Annotated in this window: 17 protein-coding genes and 1 tRNA gene; 8 read left to right on the forward strand and 10 right to left on the reverse strand. The window is 41.1% G+C overall.

What is annotated here, in order from left to right; all coding sequences use genetic code 11:
- The first annotated feature begins 115 nt into the window (after window positions 1-115).
- The 4 genes from PIECOFPK_RS10750 to PIECOFPK_RS10765 all read left to right on the forward strand — a co-directional run bounded on the left by PIECOFPK_RS10750 (window position 116) and on the right by PIECOFPK_RS10765 (window position 3,813).
- Window positions 116-1,402: a substrate import-associated zinc metallohydrolase lipoprotein gene (locus PIECOFPK_RS10750; protein ID WP_409965859.1), complete on the forward strand. Its 1,287-nt coding sequence runs from the start codon at window positions 116-118 to the stop codon at window positions 1,400-1,402.
- Window positions 1,403-1,406: 4 nt separating this feature from the next.
- Window positions 1,407-2,759, forward strand: a complete 1,353-nt coding sequence (locus PIECOFPK_RS10755; RefSeq protein ID WP_330975210.1) for a DUF4302 domain-containing protein — start codon at window positions 1,407-1,409, stop codon at window positions 2,757-2,759.
- A gap of 252 nt (window positions 2,760-3,011) precedes the next feature.
- Entirely contained in the window at window positions 3,012-3,212 is a 201-nt protein-coding gene (locus PIECOFPK_RS10760) for a DUF6496 domain-containing protein (RefSeq protein ID WP_409965860.1), read from the forward strand.
- 61 nt (window positions 3,213-3,273) lie between these two features.
- The gene (locus PIECOFPK_RS10765; RefSeq protein WP_330975208.1) at window positions 3,274-3,813 is read left to right on the forward strand and encodes a ferritin-like domain-containing protein; all 540 of its coding nucleotides are present in this window, start codon (window positions 3,274-3,276) and stop codon (window positions 3,811-3,813) included.
- A 237-nt stretch (window positions 3,814-4,050) separates the two neighbouring features.
- Here PIECOFPK_RS10765 and PIECOFPK_RS10770 read toward each other — a convergent pair.
- The 6 genes from PIECOFPK_RS10770 to ribD all read right to left on the reverse strand — a co-directional run bounded on the left by PIECOFPK_RS10770 (window position 4,051) and on the right by ribD (window position 11,471).
- Window positions 4,051-4,141, reverse strand: a tRNA-Ser gene (locus PIECOFPK_RS10770).
- Window positions 4,142-4,231: 90 nt separating this feature from the next.
- Window positions 4,232-5,665 (reverse strand): chromosomal replication initiator protein DnaA, encoded by a 1,434-nt coding sequence (gene dnaA / locus PIECOFPK_RS10775; protein ID WP_330975207.1) that lies wholly within the window; start codon window positions 5,663-5,665, stop codon window positions 4,232-4,234.
- 416 nt (window positions 5,666-6,081) lie between these two features.
- Window positions 6,082-6,693 (reverse strand): DsbA family protein, encoded by a 612-nt coding sequence (locus PIECOFPK_RS10780; RefSeq protein WP_330975206.1) that lies wholly within the window; start codon window positions 6,691-6,693, stop codon window positions 6,082-6,084.
- A gap of 274 nt (window positions 6,694-6,967) precedes the next feature.
- Window positions 6,968-9,592, reverse strand: a complete 2,625-nt coding sequence (gene clpB, locus PIECOFPK_RS10785) for an ATP-dependent chaperone ClpB (RefSeq protein ID WP_409965861.1) — start codon at window positions 9,590-9,592, stop codon at window positions 6,968-6,970.
- Window positions 9,593-9,799: 207 nt separating this feature from the next.
- On the reverse strand, window positions 9,800-10,414 hold the full coding sequence (locus tag PIECOFPK_RS10790; protein ID WP_409965862.1) for an IMPACT family protein: 615 nt from the start codon (window positions 10,412-10,414) through the stop codon (window positions 9,800-9,802).
- Window positions 10,401-11,471: a bifunctional diaminohydroxyphosphoribosylaminopyrimidine deaminase/5-amino-6-(5-phosphoribosylamino)uracil reductase RibD gene (ribD, locus tag PIECOFPK_RS10795; RefSeq protein WP_409965863.1), complete on the reverse strand. Its 1,071-nt coding sequence runs from the start codon at window positions 11,469-11,471 to the stop codon at window positions 10,401-10,403. The genes PIECOFPK_RS10790 and ribD overlap by 14 nt, the downstream gene beginning before the upstream one ends.
- Window positions 11,472-11,501: 30 nt before the next feature.
- Between ribD and prmC the strand changes: the two genes are divergently transcribed.
- A complete protein-coding gene (prmC, locus tag PIECOFPK_RS10800) occupies window positions 11,502-12,347 on the forward strand; it encodes a peptide chain release factor N(5)-glutamine methyltransferase (RefSeq protein WP_409965864.1) in 846 nt (281 codons plus the stop codon).
- Between the two features lie 18 nt (window positions 12,348-12,365).
- On the opposite strand, the gene PIECOFPK_RS10805 is transcribed toward prmC, so the two are convergent.
- From PIECOFPK_RS10805 to PIECOFPK_RS10815, 3 genes are all read right to left on the reverse strand, one after another.
- Window positions 12,366-13,520: an acyl-CoA dehydrogenase family protein gene (locus PIECOFPK_RS10805; protein ID WP_330975201.1), complete on the reverse strand. Its 1,155-nt coding sequence runs from the start codon at window positions 13,518-13,520 to the stop codon at window positions 12,366-12,368.
- Between the two features lie 123 nt (window positions 13,521-13,643).
- Window positions 13,644-15,299, reverse strand: coding sequence for a DEAD/DEAH box helicase (locus tag PIECOFPK_RS10810; protein WP_409965865.1), 1,656 nt, complete (start codon window positions 15,297-15,299; stop codon window positions 13,644-13,646).
- A gap of 137 nt (window positions 15,300-15,436) precedes the next feature.
- On the reverse strand, window positions 15,437-15,637 hold the full coding sequence (locus tag PIECOFPK_RS10815; protein ID WP_330975199.1) for a hypothetical protein: 201 nt from the start codon (window positions 15,635-15,637) through the stop codon (window positions 15,437-15,439).
- Between the two features lie 138 nt (window positions 15,638-15,775).
- On the opposite strand from PIECOFPK_RS10815, the gene PIECOFPK_RS10820 reads away from it, so the two are divergent.
- On the forward strand, window positions 15,776-16,348 hold the full coding sequence (locus PIECOFPK_RS10820) for an RNA polymerase sigma factor (RefSeq protein WP_409965866.1): 573 nt from the start codon (window positions 15,776-15,778) through the stop codon (window positions 16,346-16,348).
- 6 nt (window positions 16,349-16,354) lie between these two features.
- Entirely contained in the window at window positions 16,355-17,488 is a 1,134-nt protein-coding gene (locus tag PIECOFPK_RS10825; RefSeq protein ID WP_330975197.1) for a S1C family serine protease, read from the forward strand.
- A 122-nt stretch (window positions 17,489-17,610) separates the two neighbouring features.
- Here PIECOFPK_RS10825 and PIECOFPK_RS10830 read toward each other — a convergent pair whose 3' ends face one another.
- Complete coding sequence (locus PIECOFPK_RS10830) at window positions 17,611-18,507, reverse strand: NDP-sugar synthase (RefSeq protein ID WP_409965867.1); 897 nt, start codon at window positions 18,505-18,507, stop codon at window positions 17,611-17,613.
- A gap of 82 nt (window positions 18,508-18,589) precedes the next feature.
- Here PIECOFPK_RS10830 and PIECOFPK_RS10835 point away from each other — a divergent pair, with 82 nt between their 5' ends.
- The gene (locus tag PIECOFPK_RS10835; protein WP_330975195.1) at window positions 18,590-19,468 is read left to right on the forward strand and encodes a 1-aminocyclopropane-1-carboxylate deaminase/D-cysteine desulfhydrase; all 879 of its coding nucleotides are present in this window, start codon (window positions 18,590-18,592) and stop codon (window positions 19,466-19,468) included.
- Window positions 19,469-19,502: the final 34 nt, after the last annotated feature.

The raw sequence follows: 19,502 nt of genomic DNA on the forward strand, positions 1-19,502 counted from the left end.
TAAATAAAAAGATCCATGATTTCAAAATTCTTTTTTTAAACCTATTGTTTACTCGGGATTGCTCATCATTCTACTAAATTCCTGTAGAAAGGATGATAAATTTACCCCGATTAATATGAACGATCTAAATCCGGACGTTCCTTATAATGCCAATACTGAACTAGATCAGTGGCTAAAGGCTAACCTGTTAGACGTTTACAACTCGGAGGTTATATATCGCTATAGCAGATACCACCACGAGTACGATCGCAATATCACACCTATCGATGTCGATCGGGTACAACCTTTTATGGAAACTGTAATAGGAGGCTTTGCCAACCCCTATGTCGCTGTTGCAGGCATGCCCTTCATGAAGGTAAACATGCCCAAACAGTGGGTACTATACGGATCGTCGTCCTACAGCTCTACTACGGTTTACTGGGGTAGTGCCGTGGGTGGCGTAAGAGTAAACATTTTTGATTTAAATAATTTCTCTAAATCCAATACTTCTTTGGTGCGTGACAAACTAGGAACTATTCACCACGAGTTTACCCATATCCTTAATCAACGTGTAATCATTCCTGCTGAATTTAGAGAAATTAGCAAGAGCGAATATACCGGGGACTGGCAAAACATGACAGACGCTCAAGCTCAAAATTTAGGATTTATGAGAGCGTATTCGGCACAAAATCCTATGGAAGACTTTGCCGACATGGTAAAATATCCTGTGGTATGGGGCCCCTCCTGGTTCGAAAATCTTATCAGAACCAGAACATCCGCTGCAGGTGCTGCCGCATTACGTGCAAAAGAGCAAAGCGTACTGCAATACTTTAACTCAGGTCTTCAGATTGATTTTAGAGAACTTCAAAAGAAAGTACAACTATATCTGAAAGACACTATTAAGGATCCGGAAGTAACATTTCCCTATTGGATTAATCAGGGCCTATATAGAACTGTTACAATAGCACCTGATGATCAGATGTACCAAGATTATGGGAGCTCAGACGTATTTAATACGGTATATAATAATATGAAAACATATATGGCCGGATTGGGTCGCACACTATTAAATATGCAATTAAGATTTAACACACCCAATTCACTCACAGTACGTCTCAACTACCTTTCAGGTACATCTGCTTTTGCCGCTGATTATGATTTCGCATTTGCAACAAATGCCAACACCGGCATAACTACTTTTACAAAAGTGGCACAAAGTGGAACAACCGGAAGTTATTCCAATGCACAAATATTTGTAAGCGGTTTCGAAACAACCATCCAGGCCTACCTAACATCAGGAACATTTATTGCCGACTGGATACCTCTAAGCGCACCCGCATCGGTGTACGCTAAAATCGCCGGATTTACAAAATCCGGAGAACCGGGAAATTATTTTTATGGAACCTTAGGACAAACCTTATAAGAAAATGAAAACAATCAAACATATTATTGCAGTATTCACCGCCATTATATTATTGGCAAGCTGCGAAAAGAAATCATATGTACCTGTATTTGATGAGCTACCGCAAGCACGCGTCGCCAAGCAGATAGACTCCGTAAAATCTATTCTTACCGGCGCTGAATATGGCTGGATAGGCATCCTCTCTACCGGTACCGGAGGTGGCTTCGGATTCTTTATGGAATTCGATGATCAGGAAAATGTAAAGATGATGGCTGATTTAACGAACACATCGGCTGTAGAAGTAAAATCCTCTCGCTACCGTATCAGACAGGATGCCGGGGTTGCATTAACCTTTGACACATACAACTACATTTCCTTATTGAACGCTCCTAACCCCAACATGTATGGAGGCGCTATAAGGGATGGATTCAGAAGCGATATAGATTTTATTTACGATCATGCTACTGCAGACAGCATCATATTCGTGGGAAAACGCTATCGTCAACAATTTAAACTGGTAAAAGCTACCGCTGCTCAAAAAGCCGCCTACTATGAAGGAAAGTACTTAGTTAATATTAACGGCTTCAGAAACTTTTTTTCTACTAAATTCAACAACTATATAGAACTAGGTAGTGATAAAATTGCAGTAGGCGCAGTTACCGATAGCAGCCTAGCTACCGGCAAGCGTATTACTTTTACCAGAACAGAAGATGGCTCTGCTGTAGCAGTAACACAAAAATTTGGATATACTGTAGATAAAATGGTTATGACAGATGCCGGTGCCGCAGTTCTGGATAAGCGATTCACACATGCAGCGTTAAAAGACGCCAATACCATGGCCATATATGACGCAGGAGGAACGGAATATCTAGTAAAACAAAATCCTGTTCCACTTATTGACTTCTTAAGTGTATATGCTTACAATAAAGCCTATAACTCCATTTTCGTGCCTAACGGAACATCATTGCCCCCGGGAGTTACCTCTGACTTTAATACGGTGTATAATGATCTGGTAAATAGATTTGCAGCATCAGGAAGAACTATCAGAGATTTTGAAATAAAACTCAACAATAGCAATACGTTTGCGATACGTATCAACTACTATGCTAATTCGGCGCCGACAACAGTATACCTTGCAGAAGCCTTAAGCAGCTACACCTTTGAAGACGGTATTATTAAGCTTACAGGCAACCTATCTATAAACGGAAACTGGAATACACGCGCCGCCCAAATCGGAGACTTCGGAACATCTTTCTTCCAAGGCAAGTCTTTCCGCCCCGACTGGGTATCGAGTACCGTTCCGGGGCTAAACTTGGGAGGTCTGTATAGAGTAGATCAACCTACCGCATTTGTGTATGGAGTAATGAGAAGATCTTAAAGAGTAAAAGATTATCCTATTGATAGCCTGCTTTTAAAAAGCAGGCTATTTTTTTGTATCAGGGGGAAAAATTAAGCAACTGAACACCAGCACATAACCACTATTATCCCCTCCACACTGAATCGAGTCGTTATACTATTATATTCTTTAACACCTATGATTTGCATTGCATATTGCAACCGCCCCCAAATCATATATAATATTAACAGTAATTGGCAGGCATTTTGAACTACTAGCATGAAAAGACACATCATGGCAAAATATTCTAAAAAAGCCGGAGAAAAAGTGGCGGAGGCTGTACACGAAATGAAGCGGGGCAAACTCAAAACCAGTAGTGGCAAAAAAGTTACCAGCCGTAAACAGGCCATCGCCATCGGCCTCTCTGAAGCCCGGGAAGCTGGAGCAAAGGTTCCTAAAAAGGCTCCTGTAAAAAAGAAAACCTCTAAACGATAGCCCCCTCCCTGCCGCTCACAAAATCATTACATCATTCCTTCACCAACAAAATTTTAAAATCATGGCACCATCAAGAAAGAAAACAGCTAATCTAGACGCTGATATGAAAAACAGCGAATTTCATCAATTTTTCGTCGATGAATTAAAAGACATTTATTGGGCAGAAAAGCATCTAACCAAGGCGCTTCCTAAGATGCAAAAAGCAAGCACCAGCGAAGAGCTCGCTGCAGCTTTTGAAAAACATCAGGAAGAAACCGCAGTACATGTAGAAACCCTCGAAAAAATCTTTGAATTACTGGAAGAAAAACCAGTGGCTAAAAAATGTGAGGCCATGGCCGGACTTACGGAGGAAGCCGAAGAAATTATTGCCGACACCGAAAGCGAATCCTTTACGCGTGATGCCGGCCTGATCCTTGCTGCACAAAAAGTGGAGCACTATGAAATAGCCACTTATGGTACGCTTTACGCATTTGCACAACAAATGGGCCACACCGAAGTAGCAGAACTATTGCATCAGACATTGGAAAACGAAAAAGCAACAGACGTAGCCCTCACCGAAATTGCCGAAAGTTTTATCAACGAACAGGCAATTACTGAATAAATAGCAGTACACAATCACTCCTCCAATATAAAAATGAAGTCATGATAATAGCATGGCTTCTTTTTGTATACCTATGATACTTACTCTGCTAAATACAATACAGATTATGGAGAAAAACTTATTATGATAAATAGAAATCCTATTAACTAAAAATTACTTACCTAAATCCTCGCAGCTTAATACATGCCATAAAAAAACGTTCGGGAACTGTACAGCTCCCGAACGTTTCAAGTTTTGCGGTGAGGGCGGGATTCGAACCCGCGGTACGGCTTTGAGGCCGTACGACGGTTTAGCAAACCGTTGATTTCAGCCACTCATCCACCTCACCAAAAGGGGTGGCAAATATAGTGGAAAAGTTTGAAGATTAAAACAATCTTGCCACAAGTTTTTTTAGATAATCCCAAAAAAATTCATCGGATTACATAGCTGCTAACTGAACCTTCTGGTGAAGCTCCAATACATTTTCTCTGAAAATAGCATCGGTATCCATCAGATCCTTAACAGTCTGACAAGAATGTATCACAGTAGTATGGTCACGTCCGCCAAAATGCTCGCCAATCGTTTTCAGACTGTTCTTGGTAAACATCTTGGCCAGATACATAGTAATTTGACGCGCCTGTACGATTTCCCGCTTGCGGGTTTTTTGTAAAAGCTTGTCGTAAGCTACATTAAAGTAATCGCACACCATTCGCTGAATGGCATCGATTGTAATTTCTTTGCTTGAAGTTTTTATAAAGTTGCGTAATACTTTCTTGGCCAACTCTAGGTCAATCTCTTTACGGTTAAGCGAAGACTGCGCTAGGAGCGAGATCAAAGCCCCCTCCAGTTCACGCACATTGCTGTTGATATTATAAGCAATGTACTTCACTACCTCTTTCGGCATTTCTAGGCCATCGGCTTTCATCTTTCTTTCCAGAATTTCGATACGGGTTTCATAATCCGGTATCTGCAAGTCGGCACTTAATCCCCAACGGAACCGGCTGAGTAAACGTTCCTGTACTCCATCCAAGTCTTTTGGCGATTTGTCAGAAGTGAGGACCAATTGTTTTCCGGATTGATGCAGATGGTTAAAAATGGCGAAAAAGGCATCCTGTGATTTTTCGGCTTTGTTGAAAAATTGTACATCGTCTACAATCAGCACATCTATCAGTTGATAGAAATGAATAAAGTCGTTAATCGCTCCATTGCGACTGTGATCCATAAACTGGTTGATAAATTTTTCGGAGCTGACGTATAGTACGATTTTATTAGGATGCAGTCTTTTTACTTCGTTACCGATTGCCTGCACCAAGTGGGTTTTACCCAATCCGACGCCGCCATAAATTACTAATGGGTTGAAGGAGTTGGCACCTGGTTTATCGGCTACGGTTTTTCCCGCACGACGTGCCACCCGGTTACAATCGCCTTCAATATAAGAATCGAATGTATAATTCGGATTCAATTGAGGATCGATCTGCATTTTCTTAATACCGGGTATAACAAAAGGATTTTTTACAGAATTATTAATCACGAGCGGGAAATCCATTTCGTTATTGGAATAAGTTTTATACCCGTGTCCTGCTACATCCATGGTAAGCGGTTTATTGCCATTATTACCGCTATCCACCATTATACGATACTCTAGTCGGGCATCTTTGCCAAGCTCACGCTTGAGTGTTTTAGCCAGTAAGTTCACATAATGCTCTTCCAAATACTCATAGAAGAACTGACTGGGCACTTGTATTACAAGTACGTTATCCTTTAAAGAAATTGCCTTTATAGGTTCGAACCAAGTTTTATAATGCTGCCATTCAACTATATCCTTTATAATCTTTAAACAATTGGACCAAACTTTTTCGGCACTTTTCTCCATTGAAACAATAAAATTTATGGGTCAAAAATTTTAATTTATCTATAAACTATCAGCGCTTTATCCCACCAGCTTATACGATAAAAAAAAATACGGCGGACAGCGAATATCCACATTTATTCAACATAAAAAAAATAATCCACGATAATTTTTTTTAGTTTGAACAAAATCAACTTTGCCTGAATACAGGTTTTGAAAAATTTCAAAATTCGATAGCAAAATTTACAAAAAGAATGCCTATAAACTTTGCTATTTTTTGATGAAAATTCCTTATACTAAAAGGGAACAGCAATCACCCACTGTTCGATCAAAACCTTACCCACAAAGGATTTCAGCCCACACAACCTCAATTATTAGTAATATCGGCAAATATTCAATCGTTGCTGTTCTACTCTTTACACTTATATCAAAAACACTGTTTATTTTTTTGTTTTTGTTAATGATTTAGAGTTCGTTTTAACCTTCGACTTAGTTTTTGGTTTAGTTGATTTTTTTGTTTCTTTCAAAGCGGCCTCAATTGCTGCTGCAAGGGAAGCATAAGTAGCTTTACCCTTTATCATTTGATCATTTACAAAAAACGTCGGCACTTCTTTTACGCCTCTGTCAATACCTTCTTTCAGATCATCCTGAACATGCCAGCCGTAAACACCGTTTACTAAATCTTCGAGAAAGTTTTTATTATTTACACCCGCATCTTTTGAGTGCAATTTTAAGCTAGTCGTACCTAAGTTACGACGATTTTGGAATAATACATTATGCATTTCCCAAAATTTACCTTCCTGCGCTGCAGCAATAGCTGCCTCTGCGGCTTTCAAACTACGCTGATGAATTCTTGTCTGGGGAAAATGACGAAAATTAAACTTCACCTTACCCTCATAATCCTGTAAAATCTGCTTGACAATCTCGTTAGCCTTGGCACATTCTTCACTCTCATATTCTCCAAACTCCATTAAAACAACAGGGGCATCTTTTTTCCCAACAAAAATTTCGCGGGGAGCCAATATTCCATCGTCGTCTCTTTTTACGCTCATAAGTATTATAATTTATTATGGCAAATGGTATTTTTCATACTACAATGTACCCCATAAATGCCACAATCTAAAAAGCGGTTGAAGATAATTTTTTTTTTGAACTCGCCAACATTTTCTTTCCAACTACTCCCTAATATTAGGGAGCCTCTTTACTGAGGGGGACATCAAGTTCTTCAACATTTAGAGGGCGCTGTAAGTTTTCTCACCTTCAAATATTGCTTTTTAAAATAAACCTTAAGCTCTATAAAGCTACATAAAAAAAGAAAGCCTATTGCTAGGCTTTCTTTACTTCTTTGGATTCTTCATTTCGAAAAACTACAGTATTATCGAAAACATCCACTAATATCGGATGTCCTTTGTCAATATCACCCTGCAGTATGCGCTTGCTCAGCTGGTTTACAATTTCCTTCTGAATAAGCCTTTTCAATGGGCGCGCTCCAAACTGTGGATCAAAGCCCTGCTCAGCAAGGAATTCTACGGTATAATCTGTAAAATCGAGCGCAATGCCACTATTTTGCCATACCAGCTGCTTTAACGCCTCAAGTTGTATCCTGATAATTCCTAATATATCCTTCTTCAATAAAGGATGGAACATAATAATTTCATCTACACGGTTCAGGAACTCAGGACGCACTGTTTCCCGCAGCAACTGCATTACATCCTGTTTAGCTTTTTCGGCAGCCTCTTCAATATCCCTTTCTGATACATTCTCGAAAGCTTCCTGAATCAAATGACTACCGATATTGCTGGTCATGATAATGATGGTGTTTTTGAAGTTCACCACCCTGCCTTTATTGTCGGTAAGACGGCCATCATCCAATACCTGCAAAAGAATATTCCATACATCCGGATGTGCTTTTTCAATTTCATCCAGCAACACTACACTATAAGGCTTACGTCTTACAGCCTCGGTAAGCTGACCTCCCTCGTCATAACCCACATATCCGGGAGGAGCACCTACCAGTCTGCTAATGGAATGTTTTTCCTGGTATTCGCTCATGTCAATGCGGGTCATCATACTTTCGTCGTCAAACAAGTACTCCGCCAATGCCCGCGCCAGCTCGGTTTTACCCACACCGGTAGTTCCCAAGAAAATGAAGGAACCAATAGGCCTTTTAGGGTCGTTCAATCCGGCACGACTTCTACGAATGGCATCCGCTACAGCGGTAATGGCCTCGTCCTGCCCTACCACACGACGGTGCAAGTGCTCTTCCAGACGCAACAACTTTTCCCTATCGCTCTGTAACATCTTGCTTAAAGGGATACCGGTAGCTTTTGCAACGCTTTCGGCAATATCTTCAGCATCTACTTCTTCTTTCAACAACCGCTTTTCGGTATCGGTATCCAACTGTTTGGTAAGATGAGTAATTTTATTTTCTTCTTCTTTAATCTTACCATAGCGGATCTCTGCCACCTTACCATAATCGCCGTTACGTTCGGCCTGCTCGGCTTCTACTTTTAAATTCTCGATATTGGCTTTCGCAGTCTGAATTTGTTCCACCAGTTCTTTCTCTTCGGACCACTTCGCTTTCAAAGTATCGCGTTCCACGGAAAGATTGGCTATTTCGGTATTCAGCTGCTTCAGCTTTTCCTCATCGTTTTCGCGTTTGATCGCCTCACGTTCGATCTCTAATTGACGAATTTGACGCTCCAGTTTATCCAGCTCTTCGGGCATGGAGTTCATTTCCAAGCGTAACTTAGCCGCACTTTCATCAATCAAGTCGATGGCTTTGTCAGGTAAGAAACGATCGGTAATATAGCGGTTAGATAACTCTACCGCAGCAATGATGGCGTCGTCCTTAATCCGCACATGATGGTGGGTTTCGTATTTATCCTTCAGGCCACGGAGGATAGAAATTGCATCCTCCACCGAAGGTTCATCAATCATCACCTTCTGGAAACGACGTTCCAATGCCTTATCCTTTTCGAAATACTTTTGATATTCATTCAAAGTGGTGGCACCGATAGCTCTCAGCTCGCCACGTGCCAGAGCCGGCTTAAGAATATTGGCTGCATCCATCGCTCCCTCACCTCCACCGGCACCCACCAGGGTGTGTATTTCATCAATGAAAAGGATAATCTCCCCTTCGCTGTTCTGCACCTCTTTTACCACGCCTTTCAACCGCTCTTCAAATTCACCTTTATACTTGGCTCCGGCTATTAGCAAGCCCATATCCAATGCATAAATGGTCTTAGTCTTTAGATTCTCTGGTACATCTCCATTGATGATACGATGAGCAATGCCTTCTACAATGGCTGTTTTACCCACACCGGGCTCACCTACCAACATGGGATTGTTTTTAGTACGGCGCGACAGAATATGAAGCGTACGTCTAATTTCTTCATCTCGGCCAATTACCGGATCCAACTTTCCTTCACGAGCCAGATCATTTAGGTTCTTAGCGTACTTATTCAGGGTATTAAATTCCTGTGATTCGGTTTGGGATGACACACTACCCATTCCCTTACGCAGTTCTTTAATGGCAATGATCAGGCCTTGGGCAGTAAGTCCGGCATCTTTTAAAATATTGGCTGTATTGTCATTTCCCTGCACAATGGCCAGCAACAGCAGCTCAGGAGTAACAAACTCATCGTTGAACTGCTTCAGCTCGGCACCTGCACGTAGGACAACGTTATTCACCTCCCTACTGATTTGCTGAGCCGGATCGCCTCCGGATATTTTGGGAAGCCTGCTAATAAGCTCCTCCAGCTTGTTCTCAAGCAGGTTAATGGTAACGTTGTTCTTTTTAAGAAGATATTCTACAGGAGTATCTTTCTGCTCCAGCAGCGCCTTTAACAGGTGTTCTGTTTCAATATTGGGGTTTCGCGCATTAAATGCGATTTGTTGCGCTTGCTGAAAGACCTCCGCAGCTTTTATAGTAAAGTTTCCTAAATTCATAATTAAGTTGTCCTTTTTGATTTGCAAATGCTCTGGTACTGTTTACCGGAACACCCTCTTTTAATTGGGTGACACCCATACCTATCAAATCAAAATCCAGACCAACTTTTTATGTAATGATGTCATATTCAATCAATTAAATATGACTAAACTGCAGTTTTTGCACAATTTTCATGCTATTTTTTCAGCCACAGCTCAATAAGTACATTACAAGGTCTTTACGGGAGCTAATGTGATATTTCTGATATCATTCAACCGCATCAATGTTTCGTTAAGCCGATTTTTAGGTATACCAATTTCAATATTACAAAATAATTGTAGCTCTTGTTTAATGACTTCGCAATCGAAATGTTTTACCACCGTCATTACTTCGTTCATCTGCGTATAATCAAACTGAATCTGATAGGGAATTAAGACGGGCTTGCGCACTAATGGCGTCACTTGTAATACCAACGAAGCTGCGGTCTTATAGGCATTAATTAAACCCGGCACCCCTAATAAAGTACCCCCAAAATAACGCACGACAATAATGATAATATCCGTAACGTTTTTGCTATCTATTTGCCCCAATATAGGCCTTCCGGCTGTGCCCGAAGGCTCGCCGTCATCACTTACCCTAAACTGATTATTATCCAAGCCTAAGCGATAGGCAAAGCAATAGTGCCTTGCCTTGGGATATTCTTTTTTTATATCAGCTATTCTTTGTTTACAATCTGCAACAGTCTTTACTGGATAAGCTATCGCAATAAACCGGCTTCCTCTATCCTTAAACTCTGCCGTACCAACTTTCTCAATCGTATTGTAATAATCAGGCAACTCCATGAACAAAAAGATTATTGCTGTTTTTATAATAACTGATTTCGTCGTTAGCCAAGTACACTGTCTTTAATGGCTGCTGACATGAAAGTACAGGCGCCGCAACACCGCTTCTAATAATAGCATTTTTGTTTACAATTACTCTTGCTTCATCCCACAAGCCCGCATCAATAAATAATTGCAACAATTGTCGCCCTCCTTCTATCAATACACTTTGTATCTGCCAATCATATAGCCTTTGCAATACATCGCGTATCATTTCATTGCCATTTACCTGCAGATAGTGAATATTTCCTTCTACGGCCTCTTTTTGCCTATTAAAGACAAGCGTCTCATCCTGCTGGGCAAACAAACGCAGATCTTTAGGAACACGCAAATGCGGGTCCCACAAAATTTTCTTCGGGCTTTTACCCATCCACAGACGATTATTCAATATCGGATTGTCTTTAATCGCCGTATGAGCACCCACCATGATGGCTACAGTCTCGCTACGCCACTGATGTACCAGCCTGTTGGTGTATTCGTTACTAATCAACAATCGCTCCTCCCCTACCGAATCAATAAATCCGTCTGCAGTTTGTGCCCATTTTAAAATAATATACGGGCGTTTATGTGTATGATATGTAAGGAAAGCTTTGTTCAGTTCAATGGCTTGCTGTTCTAGAACTCCCACTGTTACCGACACTCCTGCAGCCTGCAATTTCTGCACACCTTTACCGTTCACCTCTTGAAAGATATCGCTACAACCAATTACCACGCGGGGTATCTGATGTTTTATAATCAAATCCGCGCAGGGTGGTGTTTTGCCGTAATGTGCACAGGGCTCCAATGAAACATACAAAGTGGAAGAGATAATTTTATCTTTGTGTTGTTTCAATGCATCTTCAATGCAATGGACCTCAGCGTGAGGACCTCCATATTGCTGATGATAGCCTTCGCCGATAATCTCACCTTCGTGCACTAATACCGCCCCCACCATAGGATTAGGAGCTACATAGCCACATCCTAATCGGGCTAACTGAAAACAGCGTTGCATGTATTGCTGATGCATAACGTTTTGCATTTTGCAAATGTAAATGATTAAGTTTGCACTATGTCTCTTCGCAAGCTTCAGGATGAATTTATAGCAGCGCTAAATCCCCTATACGATCCCGGCGAGGCAGCAAACATTTGGTATCTGGTTATTGAATCGCTTACGGAAATTAATTTGCGCACCCATCCGCAAACAATTTTCACGCCTGATGGCTGTTTCATAAAAAGCATTCATGATATCATACGGCGATTACAAAACTACGAGCCTATACAATACATTCTCAACGAGGCCTGGTTTTATGATATTCCTTTCTTCGTAAACCATCATGTACTCATTCCTCGACCCGAAACAGAAGAGTTAGTAGATTGGATCATTAGAGAAAATACGAAAGCCATCATTCATGTTCTCGACATTGGCACGGGCAGTGGCTGCATTCCTGTTATATTAAAAAGAAAAATACCTCTGGCCTATATCTGGAGTTGCGATATCAGTGAACAGGCTTTAAAAGTAGCTCAGAAAAACGCTACCCAATACAAAACCCAAATAAACTTTCTGCATCTGGATTTCTTAAATGAACAAAACTGGTCGAAGCTTCCCAAGGTGGATATTATGGTAAGTAATCCTCCTTATATCCCTCAAAAAGATAAAGCCGGCATGCATCGCAATGTGGTACAATACGAACCTCATACGGCTCTATTTGTCACCGATGAAAATCCTTTAATTTTCTACGATGCGATTGCTCGTGCAGGCAGGCAACTTTTACAACCCGACGGAAAAATTTATGTAGAAATACATGAAGCCTTGGGTACCGACACCGTTGCTGTATTTACACAATATGGCTATTCGGCAACATTAAAAAAAGACATGCAGGGAAAAGACCGCTTTGTAAAAGCCGTGTATGCTTAATGCTTCGTTTTAGCCACGCTATTTTAGGATGCCGCGACTGATGACGATGCGCTGTACTTCACTGGTACCTTCATAAATCTGCGTAATCTTGGCATCACGCATCAGCCGCTCCACATGATATTCCTTTACATATCCGTATCCGCCGTGCACCTGTACCGCTTCTATAGCTGTCCACATGGCCACTTCCGATGCATACAGCTTAGCCATGGAAGAGCTAATCGTATAATCCTTATGATGGTCCTTTTCCCAGGCCGCTTTGTAACATAACAAGCGGGCGGCTTCTATTTTCGTATGCATATCGGCCAACTTAAAAGCAATAGCCTGGTGATTCATAATCTCTGTACCAAAAGCCTTGCGCGTTTTAGCATATTCCTTCGCCAGCTCATATGCGCCTGCCGCAATACCCAATGCCTGTGCAGCAATGCCTATACGACCGCCAGCCAGTGTTTTCATAGCGAATGTAAATCCGAAACCATCATCACCAATACGATTTGCTTTAGGCACTTTTACATCGTTGAACATTACCGTATGTGTATCGCTACCGCGAATACCCATTTTGTTTTCTTTTTTTGCTACCGTCACACCTTCCCAGTCTTTTTCAACAATTAATGCATTAATCCCCTTTGCCCCCTTGGTAGCATCCGTTTGGGCCATTACTAGGTATACAGATGCGCTACTGCCGTTGGTAATCCAGTTTTTCGTACCGTTCAGCAGGTAATAGTCTCCCATATCTATAGCAGTAGTTCGTTGAGAAGTAGCATCACTTCCGGCTTCGGGCTCACTTAGCATAAAAGCACCGATATACAATTTGCCATCTTTCTTACCTTGCGCCAAAGGTGTAAGGTATCGCTGCTTTTGCTCTTCTGTTCCAAAGGCCTCCAATCCGTAACAAACCAGGCTATTGTTGACACTCATGCACACACTCACACTGGCATCCACTTTAGATATCTCTTCCATGGCCAGCACATAACTTAAAGTATCGAGGCCGGCCCCGCCGTATTTTTCGGGCACCATCATTCCCATAAAACCTAGGTCTGCCAATTGGGATACCTGCTCAACAGGAAACAGCTGTTGCTCATCTCTTTCGATAACTCCGGGCAAACATTCGTTCTGAGCAAAGTCCCGGGCAGCTTTCTGTATCATCAGGTGTTCTTCGGTCAGTTCAAAGTTCATATAGCACGTTTGTATAAATTTATAGAAAATTTATACACGCAGGGGCGATACATTTTAAAATTTGATACCTACAAAAAAAATCGCCTTTCGGCGATTTGATATCATACATTTTGTTTATTGATTTTAAGCAGAACGTCGTCCTTTACCTCTGCCTCCACCACTATCCGCGTCGTTCATACGAATCTTGCGTCCACGATAATTTTTACCATCCAAAGCACGAATCATCTTTTTGGCAGCCTGAGGTTCTATTTCGATCCAGCTGTTCATTTCTTTCATGTCGATGCGTCCCAATACGCTTTTATCTAGCCCACTCATGTCTAAAATAAACTGTAAGAAACTGGCTTTATAAAAACCATCCTTAGTTCCTAGGTTCACAAACAGGCGCTGATAATTACCAGCCGATCTTCTGCCTATGGTTTTTTCTCTTGTACCGCGAGGTTCTCGCTCTTGTGCTCGTATGTTCAGGTCGGCGGCATTTTCGTAATATCTAAGGAATCTGTCAAACTCCAGTGCTGCTACGCGCTGAAGAATCTCCTCCTTCTCCATGTCGGCAAATTTTTCGCGCAGTGCCGGCAGGTAAGCTTCATACTCCCCGCTACTGATATCAGCACTTAGCAAACGCTCAATGAAGTAGAAGAACTGCTTGCGACATACATCTTTTCCCGAAGGGATATCCATTCTGGAAAAGCGGGTATTTACTAGTTTTTCAATCTGCCGTAATCTATAAAGCTCCTTAGGTGTTACAATGGAAATCGATACACCACTTCTGCCTGCGCGTCCGGTACGACCACTACGGTGGGTATATACTTCGGTGTCCTCAGGCAACTCGTAGTTGATAACATGAGTAATTCCCTGCACATCAATACCACGGGCAGCCACATCTGTAGCGATCAGCAGTTGCAACGATTTTTCTCTAAAACGCGCCATCACCTTATCGCGCTGCGCCTGGGTTAGATCGCCATGTAGCGCGTCGATATCGTACCCTTCGCGAATCAACTGCTCAGTAATATGCTGCGCATCGGCCTTAGTGCGGGTGAAGATAATCCCGTAAATGCCCGGGTTAAAATCGATAATCCGTTTCAGAGTTTCGTAACGATTGACATGTTGTGTCAAGAAATACTGGTGATCGATATTAACATTGGTGGAATTTACTTTTCCTACAGCAATTTCTACGGGTTTATCCATATAGCGCTTACTTACCTGCCTGATTTCAGGCGGCATAGTAGCACTGAAAAGCCACATACTGTGACGATTTATGGTTTCCTTAAGAATGAATTCTATGTCATCCTTAAAACCCATGTTTAGCATTTCATCAGCCTCATCCAGTACTACATAATGAATGTTTTCCAGATGAATGGCTTTACGCTCTATAAGATCAATCAGGCGGCCGGGTGTGGCTACTACTATATGCACCCCTTTCCTCAGCTGCTGAATTTGCTGCGTAATGGATGTGCCTCCGTATACAGCGGCTACATGTACCTTCTTCTTTGCCGGACTGAATCTTTCTAAGTCGGCCGAGATCTGTAAACACAATTCCCGTGTAGGGCATATCACCAGCGCTTGCGGCGAACGCTGTTCTTTATTAATAAGTTGTAATAATGGTAAACCAAAAGCTGCAGTTTTTCCAGTCCCGGTCTGTGCCAGTCCCACAAAATCTTTTGTTCCTTGTAATAAAACTGGGATGGCTTTTTCCTGTATAGGAGTGGGAGTAACGAAACCGATGGTTTCAAGAGACTGGAGCAGATCTGCTTCAAGTCCTAACGATTCAAATGTTGTCATAAAAAGAGTGCAAAGGTACGTAAAGTTTCCGGTTTAAAGGTAATATTAGGAAAATACATACCAATTATTAATAAAAAACCATCCCGCACAAAGCGGAATGGCTCCTCTATATTGCTTGCCGAATAATAAACTAAGGGTTAATAAGTAACTGTATCTGTATTCGTACTATCAATGTTAGTAGCTGTAGAGTCTAATGCTCCTTCTGTTACCGGATCGGTTACTGTAGAATCAGGAGGCAATACGTTTGCATCCACATTTTCACTATTATTGTTATCTGCACTATTACAAGCCGCAAATACTAACATACTGATTCCCAGCACATATAATAACTTTTTCATAAAATATTCATTTTTATTGTAAAAGAATTGATACCCTTTTCAGGAAAAAGTAACCCGTTATAAATATTTTTTTCTAATTTTTTTTCTGGCTGAAAAAGGGTTACTATTTTTAAAATTGCGTATTAAAAACTACACAGGTTGAAAGATTCTATACTAGAACAGGAACTAGGTTTACTGAAAGGATTAGCAAACAACGATAAAAAGTCGATTGAAATCATCTATAGTCAAAATTACAACCTGATACAGGCATTAATTCTGAACAATAGTGGTACTACTGATGATGCCAAAGATATTTTTCAGGAGGCTATGATGGTTCTATTCGACAAAGCTCGTTCCGGCAATTTTGAACTAAGCTGTCAAATACGCACTTATCTCTACTCGGTTGCCCGGAGATTATGGCTTAAAAAACTGAATCAAACGCATAGATATACGGCAGATTTGGATGATACGCAGGAAACCCGTGTTGTTGTAGACGATGATGTGAATGAACACGAGGAGAAAGATGCAGAGTTTGAAATGATGTATACCTCTATCAATCACTTGGGAGAACCCTGTAAGAGCTTGTTAGAAGCCTTTTATTTCAAAAATAAAAGCATGCAGGAGATCGCAGAAGATTTTGGGTATACCAATGCAGAAAATGCCAAAACTCAGAAATACAAATGTCTAACGAGGTTGAAAAAAATATTCTTTTCTCAATATAAAAAACTGTGATTAGTGATGAATGACCTGAACAAAGAAAGAGATATTATCTTACTGGACGCCGTGGAAAGGTATGTTATGGGTAATATGACTCCTGACGAACGGCTGCAGTTTGAACAACTGCGGAAGGAAGATAGTGATGTAGATCAAATGGTGGTCGAGCACACACTTTTTCTGCAAAAGCTGAACCGTTTCAACCAATGGAAAAAATTTCAGACTTCATTAAATGAAATTCATAACCATCTGTCTGTTCAGGGGAAAATAAATGCTCCTTCCGGAAAAGGAAAGCTTGTATATCTATTTAATCGTTTCAAAAAAACAGCAGTTATTGCCGCTTCTATAGCCGGTATTACTACCCTTATTATAAGCGGTATTATAGGCTCCGTTACTACTAAAACTCCGAAAGATCAATTCGAAATACTGAAAAAGGATATTCACACACTGGCTAAAAAATCAGAAAGACAGGACCAAGAAATTAATAACCTGAAACAAAGCGGTATTACCGCTCAAACTCCTGAGATACCCTATACCAATAGCGGCACGGGATTTATTATCGATAGCAAAGGCTTTTTGGTAACCAATAATCATGTAGTAGAAAAAGCGCAGAATGTGGCCGTACAAAATAGAGATGGTAAAGAATTTATAGCAAAAGTGGTTTACCGCAATCCGGCTTCCGACATCGCTATTTTAAAAATTGAAGATCCCGATTTTAAACCGCTGCCTGCACCTCCTTACGGGTTTACGAAAAAATCAACCGACCTGGCAGAACCTATATTTACATTGGGCTATCCAAGAGAAGATATTGTATATGGTCAAGGTTACCTTAGCTCTAAAACAGGTTATAATGGAGATACCTTGAGCTGCCAGATCGATATCAGAGCCGAAAGAGGTAACAGCGGCAGCCCCGTATTCAATAGCAATGGTGAAGTAATCGGAATTCTCAATGCAAGACAAAGAGATGCCGGCGGTGTAGCGTTTGCGGTACAAAGCAGAAACATCTTTAATGCACTAAGCGATCTTAAGGAGAAGTCCCCCTCCGATTCTATTTTAAAAAATATTAAGCTGAATACTAAAAGTTCACTGATTGGGTTAAAACCATCCCAACAAACTAAAAAAATTCAGGATTATATCTATATGGTAAAGGTGAACTAATAAAAGATAAACCTATCCCACAAAGAGCGCCGCATGTATTATGCAGCGCTTTTTATTTTAAATAAACAGAAAGCCGCAGATAGTACACTACCTGCGGCTTTTATATTACAGCGTTTCAGGGCTTACCCCCAAAGATTGGGACTATATACTCCCTGATTAATCAGATCGTTAAGTTGCTTTTGCACAGCCGGTGCATCTTCTTTATAGGTGACACCAAACCATTGAGCAGAAGTAGTGATCACCTTTACAGCACCACCCTCCTTAATGAAGTTATCCACCACTGCAGGAATCAGAAACTCAGCCTTCGGTACTGTGATATTGTCCTTAATAAAGGTTTTGAAATCTCTTTCGTACAAATCAAAAACAGACGGATGGAAACACCAAAAGTTCATAGACACCACTGTATCTTTCGAAAGTTCAGCAGGCTGCAGTCCGTCCTCTACCAGCACTTTACCGTCTTTCACACCAATACCAATGCGCTCCACCACAGTTGCCAGATTGCCTTGAGCATCCAATCCGCATACTCCTCTATTAACAGTTCCATGCTCAGACAAAGTATTAACTAGTGGATAACCGATAACGGCATATGTTTTTTCGTTACACTCAGTAGTAAGAAATTGAGCAGCTCTTTCAAAAGCATCGTATCCGTAAAAATCATCGGCGTTAATAACAGCAAAAGGCGTTTTCACCACATCCCTTGTACAAAGAACGGCATGCCCCGTACCCCAAGGTTTGGTTCTTTCGGCAGGTACTTCGGCTCCATCCAGAAACATATCCAGCTCTTGAAAGGCAAATTCATAATCTACCTTGCCATCAAGTTTGGATGCAAACAGCTTGTGAAAGTTTTCCTCAAACTGTTTACGTATCAAGAAAACAACTTTCCCGAAACCCGCTTTTATGGCGTCGGAAATGGAATAATCCATAATGGTTTCACCGTTGGGCCCGAAAGCCTCAACCTGTTTCATACTACCATAACGGGACGCCATACCGGCGGCCAATATCACTAATGTCGGTTTCATGCGCGTAAAATCTATAATAATTGATGTTAAACAAATAAACGGTTTCAAAAATAAGGTAATTTAGCTAACGACTCTGTCAGGAATGAAGATAATTGACGAAGATTTGATCACAACCGATCCTATTGCGTTTCTGAGCAATGAAGATGTAGAAGTATCCGTACTTCGGCTGGATAAAATACATCCCGTTGTGAGTGGTAACAAATGGTTTAAACTCCGGTATTACATTCAGGAAGCCCTTGAGCAACAGAAACGTACTATTGTTACTTATGGTGGGGCTTACTCTAATCATATTGTGGCTACTGCAGCTGCATGTCGCATCCATGGGCTGAAAAGCAAAGGCATCATTAGAGGTGAAGCACCCAAGCAATACGGTCATACTCTACAAGAAGCTGCATCATATGGCATGGAGTTCTGTTTTCTACCTCGCAGCGATTTTAAAATGAAAAAGCTTCCCGAAAATTTTATCACCGCTGAAGATTATCTCATCAACGAAGGCGGTTACGGTGACAAAGGCGCAGCCGGGGCAGGCTCCATCGCTTACGATAAGGACAAATTTGATATTGTATGTTGTGCCGCAGGTACAGGTACTATGATGGCAGGATTAATCAACTCCAAAAGGACGCACACCAAAATTTTGGGATTTAGTGTATTAAAAAACAACTTCAGCATTGAGAACGAAATAAGATCCCTACTTCTGAATCCCTTGGAGGATATTAATATTTATCACGATTTCCACTTTGGCGGGTATGCCAAACGCTCGCCGGAGTTAATCGATTTTATGAACATGTTTTATTCCGTCACCCGCATACCTACCGATTTCGTATATACAGGTAAATTATTCTTTGGATTATACCAACTGCTTAAAAGCAGACAGTTTAAAGCCGGCTCAAGAATACTGGTTATTCATTCCGGCGGACTTCAAGGGAATTTGTCATTGCCCAAAGGAACGTTAATTTATTAATTCCTATTTATACACTCTCTTATCTTTGTCAGAT

The sequence above is a fragment of the Chitinophagaceae bacterium C216 genome (assembly GCA_028485475.2).
GTDB lineage: Bacteria > Bacteroidota > Bacteroidia > Chitinophagales > Chitinophagaceae > Niabella > Niabella composti.